9 protein-coding genes and 1 pseudogene are annotated in these 16,406 nt (G+C 55.0%); 6 read left to right on the plus strand and 4 right to left on the minus strand.

Annotated elements, in window-relative coordinates; all coding sequences use genetic code 11:
* Positions 1-171: pseudogene (locus tag N512_RS24085) on the plus strand (alpha-amylase family glycosyl hydrolase); the annotation flags it as partial.
* Between the two features lie 203 nt (positions 172-374).
* Here the strand turns inward: N512_RS24085 and N512_RS0112050 are convergent.
* Both N512_RS0112050 and N512_RS0112055 read right to left on the minus strand, forming a co-directional pair.
* Positions 375-1,334 (minus strand): GGDEF domain-containing protein, encoded by a 960-nt coding sequence (locus tag N512_RS0112050; protein WP_028780494.1) that lies wholly within the window; start codon positions 1,332-1,334, stop codon positions 375-377.
* Positions 1,335-1,350: 16 nt separating this feature from the next.
* Positions 1,351-2,346: a response regulator gene (locus N512_RS0112055; RefSeq protein WP_025888766.1), complete on the minus strand. Its 996-nt coding sequence runs from the start codon at positions 2,344-2,346 to the stop codon at positions 1,351-1,353.
* A 365-nt stretch (positions 2,347-2,711) separates the two neighbouring features.
* Here N512_RS0112055 and N512_RS0112060 point away from each other — a divergent pair, with 365 nt between their 5' ends.
* Positions 2,712-3,515, plus strand: coding sequence for a crotonase/enoyl-CoA hydratase family protein (locus tag N512_RS0112060; protein ID WP_028780495.1), 804 nt, complete (start codon positions 2,712-2,714; stop codon positions 3,513-3,515).
* 90 nt (positions 3,516-3,605) lie between these two features.
* Positions 3,606-4,109 carry a YqhA family protein gene (locus tag N512_RS0112065; protein WP_025010320.1) on the plus strand — a complete coding sequence of 168 codons (504 nt, stop codon included), beginning with the start codon at positions 3,606-3,608 and terminating at the stop codon, positions 4,107-4,109.
* 65 nt (positions 4,110-4,174) lie between these two features.
* Here N512_RS0112065 and N512_RS22930 read toward each other — a convergent pair whose 3' ends face one another.
* Both N512_RS22930 and rapA read right to left on the minus strand, forming a co-directional pair.
* Entirely contained in the window at positions 4,175-5,167 is a 993-nt protein-coding gene (locus N512_RS22930; RefSeq protein WP_156029190.1) for a DUF3530 family protein, read from the minus strand.
* A 227-nt stretch (positions 5,168-5,394) separates the two neighbouring features.
* On the minus strand, positions 5,395-8,301 hold the full coding sequence (gene rapA, locus N512_RS0112075; RefSeq protein WP_028780496.1) for an RNA polymerase-associated protein RapA: 2,907 nt from the start codon (positions 8,299-8,301) through the stop codon (positions 5,395-5,397).
* Positions 8,302-8,656: 355 nt separating this feature from the next.
* Between rapA and N512_RS0112080 the strand changes: the two genes are divergently transcribed.
* The 3 genes from N512_RS0112080 to N512_RS0112090 all read left to right on the plus strand — a co-directional run bounded on the left by N512_RS0112080 (position 8,657) and on the right by N512_RS0112090 (position 16,356).
* Entirely contained in the window at positions 8,657-10,051 is a 1,395-nt protein-coding gene (locus N512_RS0112080; RefSeq protein WP_025010322.1) for a PhoH family protein, read from the plus strand.
* 146 nt (positions 10,052-10,197) lie between these two features.
* Positions 10,198-13,890, plus strand: coding sequence for a response regulator (locus N512_RS0112085; RefSeq protein ID WP_028780497.1), 3,693 nt, complete (start codon positions 10,198-10,200; stop codon positions 13,888-13,890).
* Positions 13,891-13,950: 60 nt separating this feature from the next.
* Positions 13,951-16,356 carry a zinc-dependent metalloprotease gene (locus tag N512_RS0112090; RefSeq protein WP_028780498.1) on the plus strand — a complete coding sequence of 802 codons (2,406 nt, stop codon included), beginning with the start codon at positions 13,951-13,953 and terminating at the stop codon, positions 16,354-16,356.
* Positions 16,357-16,406: the final 50 nt, after the last annotated feature.

Consider the following 16,406-nt stretch of genomic DNA (forward strand, 5'->3'; position numbering starts at 1 on the left):
CTGCTTGAGCTTGGTATCAGTGACGATGCCTGGATAACTTCCGCCAAGGAGTTTCGCCGTCAGTACAGTGGCATGAGTGGCCGATGGGATGCAATGTGTGCCATGAAGGCCAAATATGGCGGTAAATGGTGCCGGGGTAAGCAACAAAGCCAAGCAATACATCCCCATTAACCTTAAACCGTTGGTGATTTTGCAGAAACAGGCTTAAGCCTGCTGCAGGCATGCCTGGCAACCGCAGTTTTTGTATGAAGCACGCAGATTACTCGTCTCAGAGAATTTACTTCGAATAATTCATCTTCACTTATAAGCGATTGAGACCGAATGATATGCTTCCTGTATGCCTCTTAGGTTTTTTATTGGCCGTCATCTGTGGATCAATCACTGAAAATACTGACACAGTTGCGGCCGGAAACCTTGGCCTGGTAGAGGGCCTGATCGGCATTGGCCAGCCATTGATCGCTGTTTTCCACCTCATCACTCAGATCGCAGATCCCCAGGCTGATGGTAAAGGGCACCGGCTGACCATTGAAGCTGAAGCGGCTGCTTTCCACCTGAGAGCGCAGCCGCTCGGCAAAGGAGCGGGCATCCTCGGCGCTGGTGTGGGACAAGACCACAGCAAACTCTTCGCCCCCGTAACGCCCGGCGCAATCGGTTTCCCTGAGGTTTTGGCTGAGAATATGGGACAGATGCTGAATAACCCTGTCTCCGGCGATATGCCCCAGGCTGTCGTTGATCCGCTTAAAGTGATCTATATCGAACATCACCAGACTGGCAGGATCGCCATAGCGGGAATGGCGATCAAATTCCCGCTGCATGCATAGTTGCCAGTGTCTGCGGTTATGCAGCTGGGTCAGGCCATCGGTTTGGCTCAGGTGTTCCAGGCGCTCGTTGGCACTCTTGAGCTGCAGCTTGTTGATGGCAATATCCGTCACATCATAGATGATGATGCTGATATGGGAGATCTGCCCGGTCAGAGAGGCCAGCGGCAACAGGGTGACATTCTGGAACATGAACTCGGCGCGGCCTGTGATGGGCCGGTAGTTCTTGAATTTGAATACATAGGGCCTCTGCTCCCAACTGATGAAGGCGCGGTTCTTCAGCAGAAACACAGACTCCATCTTCTGCTTGAGCCAGCTGGCCGGCAGATCCGGGAAACGTTCAAACAGGTTGTCGCCCTTGATATCGTTGGGAGAAACGCCGCTGTGGTTCTCCATAAAGCCGTTCCACAGCTGAATATTGTACTCTCTGTCCAGCACCACCAGGCCGACCTCTATGGTTTGTACCATATCGATCAGCCAGTGCAGTTCATTCATTGCATCCAAATCCTTTGCCATGGCAAACCTGTTTTTGTCAGTTCATCAGATAGCCGAGCTTGAAATTCAGCGTCGGCAAGGAGTCTTCGGTAAAGAGCAGTAAGAGATCGCACTGCACATTGTGATCTTCGATACGATAATTGATCTCCATCGCCAACGTGCGTTGCCAGCGATCTGAGTTATCGTGGATCAGATCGTTTACTGTGCAATGTCGCCCGAGCACCACAGGGTGCGCCTGGCTGAATTGCATGTCCAGTTGCTCCGAGATACCGCTGAGGAAGGCGCCGATCAACACGTTAGCTGTGTCGATCATCACCTCGATTTCTGTGTTGGCATCTTCGGGATCCGACAGGCCCATCAACTTGGCCATATCCTTAAAGCTGGAGTCGTGAAACAGCAGCAGAGCCTCACCGGCAATCCCGGCACCGATAAAGCCTTGGCACAGCGCCGAAATTTTGGGGCTTTCCTCTGTGGCCTTGAGTGCCATGGTCAATTCGCTGACCTCCAGCACATTGACGTTGGGAATAGGCAAGAGCACAAATACATCCAACAGCTTGGCCAGCAGATCGGCGGCGCGGCCCATGGCAACGTTGGCAACCTCCTGGCAGGCATCGCGCATATCCACCTGGATCATTGGCTCTTCATTGCTTTCGCCGCCTTCGGCCAACTGCAAAATGCCATATTCCTGCAGTATGCTGCTGATGGCATCTGCGCTGACGGGTTTTTGAATAAAATCCAGCGCGCCCAAGGCCTTGACTCGCTGATGAGCCTTAATTTGTATATCGCCCGAGACGACTATCACCATGGCCGGCAGGTCTTGCTGCTGAATCGTTTGCAGCACTTCGTAGCCGTCCATGACCGGCATGTTGAGATCCAAAAAGACAATCTCGCCCTTGCCGGCGCGAATTGCCTCCAGTCCTTCGGCGCCATTGGCGGCAAAGCTGATGTCTACCTCCCAATCTTTGGGAAGAGTACGGGCCATCTGCTTTCGAGCCAGCGCAGAGTCGTCGCATATGAGTACCGGAATCGCCATAGAGATTTCCTGTTCTACTGCATTACTTGAAGATAACACCTACAGCGGCATTTTTGTGATTATCCTCTGATTATGCCGCTGGATCAGTGAGGACTGGGCCGATAGTCAGTTATCGGCGAGCTCGGGCTTGATGCCCGTTTCTCATACATTTGGCAGGAGAAAATCTTATTATAGTGCAATGGCTTGCCTGTTGAGGGTCGATATTGTGAACACTTGTTGTCACTAAGTCAAAGCTAATGTCAGATTGTTGACGTTAGTCAAAATTTAGACTGCTCTGTGTTGTTGAAACGGGACGCTTTTTGCTCTGGCCTGACCAGTGTGATGGTGATACCGTTAACATAACTTCAACTTTCAAGGACCTGCAGATGCAGTGGCAGACACTCAGCCTGGAATGGCAACAACAGCTGGCTATCGTTAGCTTGAACCGGCCGGATAAGCTCAATGCCATTAATTACACCATGTTCAGTGAACTCAAGGCGATGGCGCGTCATTTGCACCGTCAACGACATTTGCGGGCGGTGATCCTCAGAGGTGAGGGCGGCCAATTCAGTTCAGGCCTGGATATCAAGAGTGTGGCCAACTCTCCCTGGCAAGCGCTGAAACTGCTGTTCAAGCTGTTACCGGGCAATGCCAATCTGGCGCAGCAGGTGTCTGTCGCCTGGCGTGAGTTGCAGGTTCCTGTCATTGCCGTCTTGGATGGCCGTTGTTATGGCGGCGGTTTGCAAATTGCTCTCGGCGCCGATTTTCGCATTGCCGCCAATGACGCCGAGTTGTCAATAATGGAAGCCAAGTGGGGCCTGGTTCCCGACATGGGCGGCCTGGTGAGTTTGCGGGAAATTCTGGCAAAAGATCAGGCATTGAAACTCAGCATGACGGCGGAATTAATCCCGGCTTCCAAGGCATTGGATCTTGGGCTGGTGACCGAGTGCTGCAGTGATCCCCTGGCCCGGGCACAAGAACTGGCAGCTGAGCTCAATGAGCGCTCTCCCGATGCGTTGGCGGCGATAAAGCTGAGTATTAACCGCAGCTGGAACGGTTCCCGTAGGCGCCTGCTGGCGCGGGAGTCCTGGAGCCAGGTGCGTCTGCTTTTGGGGCGCAACAGAGCCATTGCCGCCGTGCGTCAGGGCAAGGATCCCGAGCGGGCCTTTGAACCGCGGCGAAACTGGTGAGATGCCTATCACGTATGATGGGATAATAACTTGACCTCAATGGCAAAACTGCCTGAAAATCCGTCACTTTATTTTTAGACGGAAATTGGGATGCGGATTTTTTTTGAACGCCTGCTCTGGGGCAGTCGCTTGTCTGTCATGGTCGGAGTCTTCTCCTGTGTGCTGGCGGCCTTGGTCACTTTTGTCATGGGAGTCAAGGACGTGCTGCATATGTTTGCCCTGCTGTGGGAATACCTGCTCAGTGGCAGCTATGATGTGCGTAACGATCTTGTGATGGTACTGGTGGAGATACTGGATACCTTCCTGCTCGGGGCTGTGCTGCTGATCTTCGCTTTCGGCCTCTATGAGCTCTTTATCCGTAACCTGGAGCCGGCCGGTAACTCGGATACCGGCGGCAAGATATTGATCATCTCCAGCATAGATGCGCTCAAGAGCAAGTTGGGCAAAGTGATATTGATGATGCTGATCATCAAGGTGTTTTCCTTCTTTGCCGATATCAAACCCAGCTCGGCATTGGACTTGCTGTTCATGGGCGGCACTGTGGTGCTCATCTCCCTGGCGTTGATGTTCTCCAAGGGCGGCAAGAAAGAGTAATCGCACTGCCGATATTTGCTCTACGGGAAGCTTGGTCTGCCGGCCGACTTTCTGCAATTAGGCGGTCACTGATTGGTTTCAGCGGCCGCCTTCTCGTTTGGCGCCTGCTGTTTCAGCACCTTTCTGGCCATGCCTTCTATCATCAGCAAGGTGTTTTCAAAAGCAACATCCTGGCGTAGATCCAGCGCCAGCAACTGCTGCCGATATTGATTGTCCGGCTTGCTTGAAGCCAGGGTTTTACGACTTTCCACTGTAGCCTGCGAGGCCTGGTGACCGTCGGGAGATTGGATATCGAGTATCGCCAACTCCAACCCGGCCAGTTTCTTTGGCAGTGCCAAATTGGCATAGGGATCGTCGAGGTAGGGATTGATCACCACCAACAAGTCCGGCTTGGCCAACTCCTGCGCCGCCAACAACTCAATCACCAAGGCGGCGGACTGATCCTGGGCTATCAGCAAGCGCTTGCCCGGAAAGGACTCACCCAAGGCGTCCAATTGCGCCAGACTCTTTTGGATAAAGGTCTGTTGCTGCTTTCTGAGTTTCTGCCACTCCTCCGCTTCTCTGCGGCTCGTTGCCTGATTACTCTTGCCCTGCACCTTGCCATCGCCGGCCTTGCTTATTTCCTGGGCATCTGTGGTGAAGTTGGGCTGCTCCGGGAAGGGCGGTGGTGTCATGCTGAGACTGGCCCAGCCTGCTGGATTGATGCTGCGGCGCAAGAAGGCGTTAAGCCCGGGGGCATCGGCATGGGTGCCGGGTGGCGGCAGCAACAGCGCCGCGCCCAATTGTTTCGGGCCACTCCAGGGGCGCACCAGAACGGCTTGCTCCTCGCCATCTACTTGGATCTGTTGCAGTTCTGAGACGGCGACATGCTCCAACGCCCGGCTATTGTCTCTGGGTTTCATAGGGGCTGTTTCAGGTGTTTGCTTGGCAGGCTTCTGCACCGGTTGCGGTTGAGTCTGCTCCTGGTTGGCCATGTCTTTGTTGGCTGGTTCGGCGGCTGCCAGTGCCATCAAAGGGAAAAAGCACAGCATAGCTATCGTCCTGGATATCAGCGCCAAGTGAACTCCTTAAACTTTTCATAGGCTGGAATAGCATGATTCTGCAGCCTTTATTGACTCAATGCCAAAATTATAAGCCGCAAATTTGTGCACTAGTAGCCGTTGTATCGAAAGTTTGTGTGTCGATCCAATGCTTGAAGGCGTGGTGCACCAGGGCTTCTGAAATTTAGCGCAAAAAACAAGACCCGCAGTTAGCGGGTCTTGGGGGATGATATTTGAGTGGATTATCAGGCGTGGCTGACCAGCACCAGGCGCACGGCATCGAGCTGCAGCTGGCATTGAGCCAAATAGCCGCGTAGTTCGGCTATCTGATTTTGCAGATACTCAAGCTCGGCATCGCGGATATTGGGGTTCACCGCCTTGAGGGCTTCCAGACGTTCCAGCTCGGCGCCCAATTGGCGCTCCATCTGCTGCTGCGCTTCGGCCTGCAGGTTGGACATAGCCTCCATGGCGTGGGCTTCGCCCTTGGCCAGCAAAGGATGCAATATCGCCTGCGAGGCGTTGACCAGCTTGCTGCCGATATGGCGGTTAACCGCGCTGAGCTGGCGATCGAAGTGCTCGTAACTCACCTTGTCAGACAGATTGTTGCCATCCTTATCCAGCAGAATGCGCAGCGGTGTCGGCGGCAGATAGCGATACAGCTGGCTGGACTTGGGCGCCGAGGCCTGTGCCAGGTAGATAAGCTCCAGGAATACGGTACCTGCCGGTAGCGCCTTGTTCTTGAGGATGGCAACACTTGTGGTGCCTGTTTCAGAACCTGTGATCAGATCCAGACCGGTTTGCACCAGAGGATGTTCCTGGGTTATCAGGGCGATATCGTCGCGGGAAAGGGCGGTATCCCGGTCGAAAGTCACTGTAATGCCATCTTCCGGCAGACCTGGATAAGTGGGGAACATCATGTGCTCACTCGGGCGCAGCACTATGGTGTTTTCGCCTCTATCGTCCTGATCCAGACCTATGATGTCCCACAGCCGGATCACTGAGCCGATAAGCTGGGTGTCGTTATCCATCTGCGCCAGTCTCTCGGCCAATGCCAATGACCTGTCGCCGCCGTGGGAGTTGAGTTCCAGCAGCTTGTCGCGGCCCTGCTCCATTGCCTGCTTGAGCTCTTTATATCGGCTACGGGTATCGCGCAGCAGCTTGGCCATCTCTTCTTCGTTTTCTTCTACCAGCAGTGGCAGCAACTGGGCGCCAAACTCCTTGAACAGAATATGGCCGCCGGGGCAGGTGAGCTCGAAGGCATAGAGGCCTTCATGGTACCAGGCCAACAGACGCTCCTGCGCCGTGTCGGTGAGGAAGGGCAGGTGGATCTCTACATCATGGTTTTGACCTATGCGATCCAGGCGACCTATGCGCTGCTCCAGCAGATCCGGGTTCAGCGGCAGATCGAACAGCACCAACTGGCTGGCGAACTGGAAGTTACGCCCTTCGGAACCGATTTCCGAGCAGATCAGCGCCTGGGCACCACCTTCTTCCTGGGCGAAGAAGGCACCGGCCTTGTCACGTTCTATGATGGACATGCCCTCATGGAACACAGTGGCGAGGATCCCTTCACGGGTACGCAGTGCTTCTTCCAGACTCAGCGCCGTGGCCGCCTGACTGGCGATGATCAGCACTTTCTTGCTGCGGTTTTGCTTGAGGAAGTCGATGAGCCAGTCGACCCTGGGGTCGAACTTCCACCAGGCGGCGGAGTTTTCATCAAACTCCTGATACATTTTTTCCGGCGCCAGCGCGTAGGCGGCCTTCATTTCCAGGGTGCGGTGACCATTCATCATGGCACTGACTCGGGCCGCAGTGAGGTACTGCTCCGGCATGGCCTGTGGATAGGCGTTGAAAATGCGTTTCGGGAAGCCTTTGACCGAGGCGCGGCTGTTGCGGTACAGCACCCGACCCGTGCCGTGCCTATCGAGCAGCTCCTGCAGCAGCTCGTCACGGGCGGCTTGCTGCTGCTCAGAATCGACGCCGTCAGCCTGGATAAGGCGAATGGCGGGGGCGATATCCTTCTCGGACAAGAGCTCGGTCAGGCTGTTGATGGCATTGTCGGGCAGCTTGTTGCCACTGGCCAACGCCTCGGCGGCGAGGGCCACCTCTTTGTAGCCTTCTTCCTCTTTGATAAAGGCTTGATAGTCGTAGAAACGATCCGGATCCAGCAGTCGCAGTCGGGCAAAGTGGCTCTCATGGCCCAGTTGATCCGGGGTCGCAGTCAGCAACAGTACGCCGGGCACCACTTCCGCCAGAGCTTCAACCACTTGATAGGCGCGGCTCGGAGCCTCTTCGGTCCACTCCAGGTGATGGGCCTCATCGACCACCATAAGATCCCAGTCGGCATCCAGCGCCTGGTCGAGACGGCGCTTCTTGCGCAGCAGCTCCAGCGAGCAGATCACCAACTGTTCTGTGTAGAAGGGGTTGTCATGGTCGGCAAAGGCCTCGATGCAGCGGTCTTCATCGAATACGGCAAACCGCAGGTTAAAGCGGCGCAGCATCTCCACCAGCCATTGGTGGCGCAGAGTATCGGGCACTATCACAAGTACCCGCTCGGCGCGGCCTGTCATCAACTGTTGATGAATGATGAGGCCGGCTTCTATGGTCTTGCCCAAGCCCACTTCATCGGCCAGCAGTACCCGTGGCGCATAGCGGCGCCCGACTTCATGGGCAATCCACAGCTGATGCGGAATAAGGCCGACTCTGGGACCCTGCAGCCCCAGCAGATCTGAGGTGGCCAGGTTGTGGCGTAGCTGCTGGGCGGCGTAGCGCACCCCGAATCTGTCCAGTCTGTCTATTTGGCCGGCGAAGAGTCTGTCCTGCGGCTTGTTGAAGCGAATATTGTGGTCCAGCAGGGTTTCCCGGAGCTGCACTTCTTCACCGGTTTCGCTGTGAATGCCGGTGTAGATCACCAGCCCGTCTTTTTCATCCAAAGAGTTGATGGTCAGTGTCCAGTCTTCATGGCTCTTGACCTGATCACCTGGGTTATAAATCACCCGGGTTAACGGGGCGTCGTTGCGGGAGAACATGCGGTTCTCTCCGGTGGCGGGGAACAGCAGTGAGACCATGCGGCCTTCCAGTTGTACTACTGTACCCAAACCAAGCTCTGATTCGGTATCACTGATCCAGCGTTGACCTAAGGCGAAGGGCATCTTTAACTCTCATCTCCGGGCGGATTCTCAAAGGGCGCGTATGTTATACCAATCCGAGTATAATACCAATCCTGCCCCCTCTTATGACGCAGGCCTTTTCGCCCGCTTGTCATCCAATCGTCATCTTTAGCATCCTACACTCAAAAACGGATACCGCGCAGTGGCCATTGAACAGACTGCAAAGGGTATTTGTCATCCGCTGCTAAAGGTGCCAGTATTAGTTTAAGCCATGTCACAGTGGTGAAACCTACCCGCCATCTGTCAGAAACAGGAGTGCCATATACCCCAACCCCAGGCCTGCGCTGGCCCATGACAACAAAGCTGTGAGTAGCTCATTGACGCAAATGGAGGCGCCATGGAACAAGACGACAGAAAGTTGTTTGTACTTGATACCAATGTGTTATTACATGAACCCTTAGCGATTTACTCCTTTAAAGAACATGATGTTGTGGTCCCAATGACGGTACTGGAGGAATTGGACCAGATAAAAGACAGAAAGCGGGATGTCAGCCGCGATGCCAGGGTCGCCATTCGGGCACTGGAAGATATCCTCGGCGGCAAGACTACTCCGGAACAGATAATCAAAGGGGTTCCCCTTCCAAGCCGCGAAGGGCACACAGATGCCACAGGTACTCTGGCCATCTTCCCCGACCACCAGATTGAATTCACCATAGGCTCGCTGCCCGGCGACAACAACGACAACCGCATCATCAACACAGCCCTGCATCTGCAAAATCAATACGAGCCCCGTACCGTGGTGCTGGTCACCAAAGACATCAATATGCGTCTCAAGGCCAAAGGTGCCGGGATACTCCTGGTAGAAGACTACCGCACAGATCAGCTGATCGATGACATACGTTTTCTATCCAAGGGTTTTCATCAATTTGAAGGCAACTTCTGGGAGCATCTGCACAAGGTGGCCACCGAGCGTCATGGCCGTCATACGGTGCATGATGTGCCGCTCAAGGACCTGGGCGACGATCTCTTTTACATCAACCAATATCTGCTGGATGAGGAATCCGAGTTTTGTGGCCGGGTGGTCGGCCGCAGTGAAACCAGTCTCAATGTGCTGGATCTCGGTCGCGAGCGCCTGATGAATATGGAGGCCTGGGGCGTGAGGCCGAAGAACATCTATCAGGGCATGGCGCTGCAGGCCTTGATGGATCCCGATATCGATTTGGTTATTCTCACCGGCCCAGCGGGGTGCGGTAAGACCTTGCTGGCGATGGCGGCGGCACTGGAGCTGGTGGTGGAGCGTAATCTCTACGACAAGGTGATAGTCACCCGAAATACTCCGGAAATCGCCGAATCGATAGGCTTCCTGCCGGGCACGGAAGAGGAGAAGATGGCCCCTTGGTTGGCGGCAATTACCGATACCCTGGAGGTGCTGCACAAGCATGACGTTAATCCCAGTGGTTCACTCAACTACATAATGGAAAAGGCCAATATCCAGTTTAAGTCGATCAATTTCATGCGTGGGCGTTCGATTCAGAACTCAGTGGTATTGCTGGATGAGTGTCAAAACCTGACCGCCTCACAGCTGAAAACCATGATCACCCGTATGGGAGAAGGCACCAAGCTTATCTGCTGTGGCAACCTGGCGCAGATAGACTCCAACTATCTGACCGCGGTCACCTCGGGTTTGACCTATATGGTTGAACGCTTTAAAAATTTTGAAGGCAGCGCCAACATTTACCTCAACGGCGTAGTGCGCTCACGGCTGGCGGAGTTTGCCGAAGAGCAGCTCTGATAACCCCTGCTACTGAAAAAGGCCCCATTTCGGGGCCTTTGCTTTGTGCGGGGTACTGCATATTCGACCAAATTAAGTATATGATATTGGCTTTGTTCTTCTTCCTTCCCGCCGCTTGGGGATGGGACGTGATGCAAGGGTAATGGATGAAATCGAGTGAGCCGGATCTGCAGCTGAAATCTCCGATCCAGAAAAATTACAATCGCGCAGTGTTTTACACCTATATGGGGGTAATTGTACTGGCGTTGCTCACCGCCTGGGTGTTTTTTGAGCGCCAGAAGACCCAACAGATGGAGCTCAGAGAAGAACAGGTCGATCGCCATGTGATGCAGATTGATCTCTTGCTGGAATCCAGTATCCGTGCGGTCAAGAGTCTGCGGAATGTGGCCGTGGACCACTTGCGCCTGGCCGAGCAGGTACGCAAGGACAGGCTGCCCCAGTACGAGAAATTCAACGAAAGCGGTCAGTTCTTTACCTTGGAGCCCAATTACGCCAAGAGTGGTGAGCCATTCACCAACATGGGGCGGATAACCGGTTCCGGTTCTCTCGATGGCCGCAGCGACAAGTTCTATCAGGAACTGGAGATGCTGTTCGAGCTGTCGTTGTCGTTCCCGGTCGCCAAGGAAGCAGCGCCCAAGGCCTCGGCCATCTATTACCTGTCCAAGCGGCGAATGATGTCCTATTACCCCTGGCCTTCGGACGAGCAGCGTTTTCGCGATAAACTGCTGAACAAGAAACAGTTTCAACTGGCGACGCCGGCGATGAACCCACAGCGCAGTGTGTTCTGGAGTGAGGCCTATGTGGACTCGGCCGGCAATGGTCTTTTGACTACGCTCGGGGTGCCCATCTATCTCGAAGATGAGTTTATCGGCTCCATTAATCTGGACATGACACTGGCATCGCTCGCCAAACAGATACGTCTCTATTTCAAGATGCCGGGCACAGTGATTTTGCTGGATCAAGGCAACAATATTCTCTCCCACAGCGATTTTGATACTTCAAGTATCAACCGGGTCTACCACATCAGTCAGCGGATCCCATCCGAGCTGCATTCACTGCCGGAGTCCGAGCTGTTCGATGCTCACGAGGGGATGATCCGTAACGGCTATTACATCCACTCAGTGGCGCTGCACAACGCCCCCTGGCGCCTGCTTTATCTGCAGGATGTCGACGATCTGTTTCTGGACTCGTTCGAGAAGCTGCAGCTGACCTTTATTCTTGTGGTACTGGCGCTGTCCGTGCTGGTGACCATAGTGCACTGGCAGACTCGTCGCTCTTTCGTCAGCCCGGCCTCGCGCCTACTTTCGCACCTGGAAGACTGTTCCCGTGAGCCGATTCGGCCGCCGGAGAAGATCACCCAGGGCTGGGAGCCCTGGTTCCAGTTGGTCAGCCGCATTTTTGAAGAGAACCAGCAATATACCCGTCACCTGGCGGAGCAGAACAAGCGGCTGGATAAACTGGTGGCCCGGCGCACTGAACGGCTGAAAGAAACCACAGAGCGACGTGAGCGGGAATATGCCCTGCTGCGCTCTCTGCTGGACTCCATTCCGGAAGCCATTGTCTTCAAAGATAAAGAAGGCAAGTACCTCGGCTGCAACAAGTCGGCCGAGCGGGTGCTTGGCTATACCGAAGCCGAGATGATAGGTCTGAATTCAGACACACTTACCAGCCCGGAACAGGCCGCCAGAATTCGCGCCGAGGATGAACAGGTACTCAAAGACAGGGCGCCGCTGCGTTATCAGGAAAAGGTCGAGCTGGCCGGCAAGCCCGTGCTGCTCGACACCCTCAAGCTGCCGTTTTATAACCGCCGTGGCGAGATGCTGGGCTTGATTGCCGTTTGGCGTGATGTGACCCGCGAATATGAATCGGCCGAACAGCTGCGATTGTCGGAAGAACGTTATCACCTGGCGATGGACGCGGTGGAAGATGGCCTGTGGGACTGGTATCTGGATTCGGAGCAGATCATCTGCAACCCGGCTTATTACACCATGCTGGGTTACAAGACCAATGAGTTTCCGGCGCTGCTGTCGACCATAGACGAGCTGATCCATCCGGATGACAGGATCCGGGTCGAAGAGTACCGCGAGCAGTATCTGGCCGATCCTATTGGAGCCTACGAGATAGAGTTCAGGATGCGCGGCAAGAGTGGTCAGTATCACTGGGTGCTGTCCCGTGGCCGGGTGGTGGAATTTACCGCCAACAATGAGCCCAGGCGTATGCTGGGTACCCACAAAGACATTACCCGCAGCAAGAGCAATGAAGTGGCCTTGCTGGAGGCCAAGAAAGATGCCGAACTGGCCAACCTCTACAAGAGTGAATTCCTGGCCAATATGAGTCATGAGATCCGCACGCCGATGAATGCCATCATAGGCATGCTGCAACTGGCGCAGCGTACCAACCTGACGGTGCAGCAGAAAGATTATCTGGAGAAGGCCGGCTTCTCGGCTCAGTCACTGCTGCGGATCATCAACGATATTCTCGACTTCTCCAAGATTGAAGCCGGTAAGCTGGAACTGGAGCGGGTCTCCTTCCCGCTGGATAAGGTGCTGGAGCACGCCCTGGATATCAACTCACTCAAGGCACAGGAGAAAGGGGTCGAGCTGTTGTTGTATGCCCCAGTGACAGCCGGGCTGATCCTCAAGGGCGATCCGCTGCGTCTCGGCCAGGTGCTGGTGAATCTGCTGTCCAATGCTGTTAAGTTTACCTCCCAGGGGGAGATTGAACTCGGTTGTGAAGATGTCGGCGAACGCGATCATCGCATTACCCTCAAATTCTGGGTTCGGGACACCGGCATAGGTATCAGCAAGGAGCAACAGGAGATACTGTTTGACGCCTTTGCCCAGGCGGATGGCTCCACCACCCGCAAATATGGCGGCACCGGCCTTGGCTTGTCCATCAGTAAGCATCTGGTGTCCATGATGGGCGGCAAGATGCAGGTGCAGAGTGAGCCGGGTGTCGGCAGTGTGTTCAGCTTTACTATCAGCTTTGAGATCGCCGAAGAAGCCAAGATTGAACCTCTGGTGATGCCGGAGCAGCTCAACAGCCTGCGGGCGCTGGTGGTGGACGATAACTCCACGGCGCTGCAGATTTACTCCACCCTGATGCGCGACTTCCACTTCGAGGTGGACACCGCCGCCAGCGGTGCCGAAGCGCTCTATAAGCTGGGCAAACAGGAAACCGACCTGCTGCTTATCGACTGGATGATGCCGGAAATGGATGGCCGCGAGGTGATCCGTACCCTGGACGAGATGGTGGCCGATGGCAGAATAAGCAAGCGCCCCGTGGTGATCATGATGACGGCCTATGCCGCCGAACCGCTGGCACAGGAGGTGGAAGACGCCAATGTGTTTGCGTTGCTGCAAAAGCCCTTCAAGGCCTCGACTCTGTTTGATGAGATAATCTCTGCCTTTGCCGAGAAACCCCATCCGGCGACCGTGGCTGAAATTACCGACAATCAGAGCGGTAGTCATAAAGGCTTGGTGCTGCTGGTGGAAGATAACCTGATCAACCAGCAGGTGGCCTCTGAACTGCTGCGAAGCGCCGGTTATGAGGTAGATCTGGCCGACAATGGTCAAATTGCTCTTGAGATGGTGGAGCAGCGTCAATACGACGCGGTATTGATGGATATTCAGATGCCAGTGATGGATGGCCTGACGGCGACCCGGGAACTGCGCAAGAAATACGACAGGGAGACCTTGCCGATTATCGCCATGACGGCCCATGCCATGTCAGGCGATCGTGAGAAGAGCCTGGCTGCGGGAATGAACGCCCATATCACCAAGCCCATTATGCTCAATGAACTCTTTGATACCTTGAGTGAATGGGTGGGCAGGACTTGAGATAAACCGGCCGATCCCTTAACTTGAATGGCAACTTACAGATAACAATCAGGAGATGGGATGAAACCTCAAAGTTGGACCTTGTTGCTGGCGCTGATCGCGGTACCCGGATTGGCGCAGGCGGCACAGGAGAGGGAGGCCGCCGACGTCATCAGCGAAAGCACTCAGGCCGAAGGTTTTATCAATCTCTTTTATGATGCCAAAGCCGGGCAGCTGTATCTGGAACCTAGCAAACTCAACCAGCCTATGCTGCTGCTCTCCAGCTTGCCTCACGGCGCCGGTTCCAATGATATTGGGCTTGACCGTGGGCAACTGGGATATACCCGCATGGTGCAGTTTGAGCGTCAGGGGCCCTATATTCTGCTCAAACAGCTCAATACCCGTTTTCGTGCCTATACCGACGACCAAGCCGAGCAAAGAGCCGTGCATGAAGCCTTTGCCGAATCTGTGCTCTGGCGCGGTAAACTCCTGCCAGGAAAACGTCTGCTGGTGCCGGTCAATGACTTGATGTTGCAGGACCTGCACGGCATCAGCCAACAGTTGGCGGCCAGGGGCCAAGGGCATTATCGTCTGGACACCAGCCGCTCTGTGGTGTTGCCAGCCTCGGTCAAGTCATTCGAGCGTAACTCGGATGTGGATGTGCAGCTGACTTTCGCCAGTGATAAGGCCGGCGCCAGAGTCGCCGAGGTGACCCCGGATGGCCAGGCCCTGTCTCTGAGACTGCGCTATTCCTTTATCGCCTTGCCCGAGCCGGGTTATCAGGCGCGTCGTTATCATCCCATGAGTGGTTATCTGTCCGATGAATACAAGGACTATGCCACCGCCATAGATCAGGATATCAACCAGCGTTTCTTGCTGCGCCACCGGCTGCAGAAGGTTAATCCCGGCCCTGAGCCAAGCGAAGTGGTTGAGCCCATTACCTACTATCTGGATCCCGGTGTACCCGAGCCTATCCGTGGTGCCTTGCTTGAAGGCGGCCGCTGGTGGGAGCAGGCCTTCAATGAGGCGGGGTTTATCAACGGTTTTAAGCTGGAGCTATTGCCGGAAGGCGCCGACCCTCAGGATGTGCGCTACAACGTGATCCAGTGGGTGCACAGGGCCAGCCGTGGCTGGTCCTACGGCGCGGCGGTGACAGATCCCCGCAGTGGTGAAATCATCAAGGGCCAGGTCACTCTGGGGAGTCTGCGGGTGCGTCAGGATCATCTGATTGCCCGTGGTCTTACCGCAGGTTGGGAAGACAGGCAGGCAGCCGATGAAGCCGCCATGGCCTTGTCTCTGGCGCGTATTCGCCAGTTATCGGCTCATGAAATCGGTCACACCCTGGGGCTGGACCATAACTTTGCCGCTTCCACCAATAACAACGCTTCTGTGATGGATTATCCCCATCCCTATGTACGCCTCGATGGCAAGCGGGTGGATATCAGCCAGCCTTACGCCGAAGGGCTGGGGGCCTGGGATAAGTTTGCCATCAAGTACGGTTATGGTGACTTTGGTGATGAAGCCCAAACCCAGGCCGCGCTCAAGTCGCTGCTCAAAGAGGTGCAGCAGCAGGGGCTGAGATACATAGGCGAGGGTGATTCGAGAGCAGCTTCAGCTGCCCATGCCTATGCCAGTCTCTGGGACAGAGGCGAGGATCCTGTCAAGGAGCTGGCCAGAATGCAGCTGGTCAGGCGCCAGGCGTTGGAGACCTTCTCCGCCAAGGCGCTGTTGCCGGGGCAACCCTTGGGTGAACTCAGTGATGCTCTGGTGCCCATCTATCTGCTGAATCGTTACCAGATCAGCGCCGCGGCCAAGTTTGTCGGCGGCATTGACTATAATTATCTGGCCGATGCCGATAGCGGTAATTGGCATTTTATTGCGCCGGAATTGCAGAAGCGGGCGCTCGATACCCTGTTGGCGACTCTGGATCCCAGAGAGCTTTATCTGCCAACCGAGCTCCTGGAGCAACTGGTGCCCAAGGCCGGCAACTATTACCGCAGCCGCGAGAGTTTCGGCTCATCTCTGGGGGTTGCCGTGGATCAGCTGGCCATGGCAGAAGTGCTCAGTCGCCACACAGTGTCGGCGCTGTTGAACCCTGAGCGGCTCAACCGTGTGGATCAGGCCTTTGCCAGAGACACAGAGCAGCTTTCGGTAGAGGATTTGCTGGACAGATTGCTGGGTAAGACACTGCTGAAATCCCTGCCTTCGGGAGATCAGACCAGTATTGCGATGCGGGTAAATGCGGTGGTTTTGGACGGCATGTTGCAGAGTCTGGAGAGTGACGCCAGCGCCCCGGAAGTCAAAGCCATGGTGAGAATGAAGCTGGATTATCTGCTTAAGCAGTTGCCCAGAAAGGAAAAAAGAAGTTCAGGTTACAAGGCTGCCCACTATGGACAACTGCAAGCTGTGCTTGAACAGGCACTGAAACAAGCCGGGGTCAGAGTGATCAGCAAACCTGCGGAAATACCACCGGGATCGCCGATTTAGTACGTCGTAAGGTATTGATTATGTGACATAATTAATGCCATATCTTATAT

The organism is Shewanella sp. 38A_GOM-205m (genome assembly GCF_000518445.1).
Taxonomy (GTDB): domain Bacteria; phylum Pseudomonadota; class Gammaproteobacteria; order Enterobacterales; family Shewanellaceae; genus Shewanella; species Shewanella algae.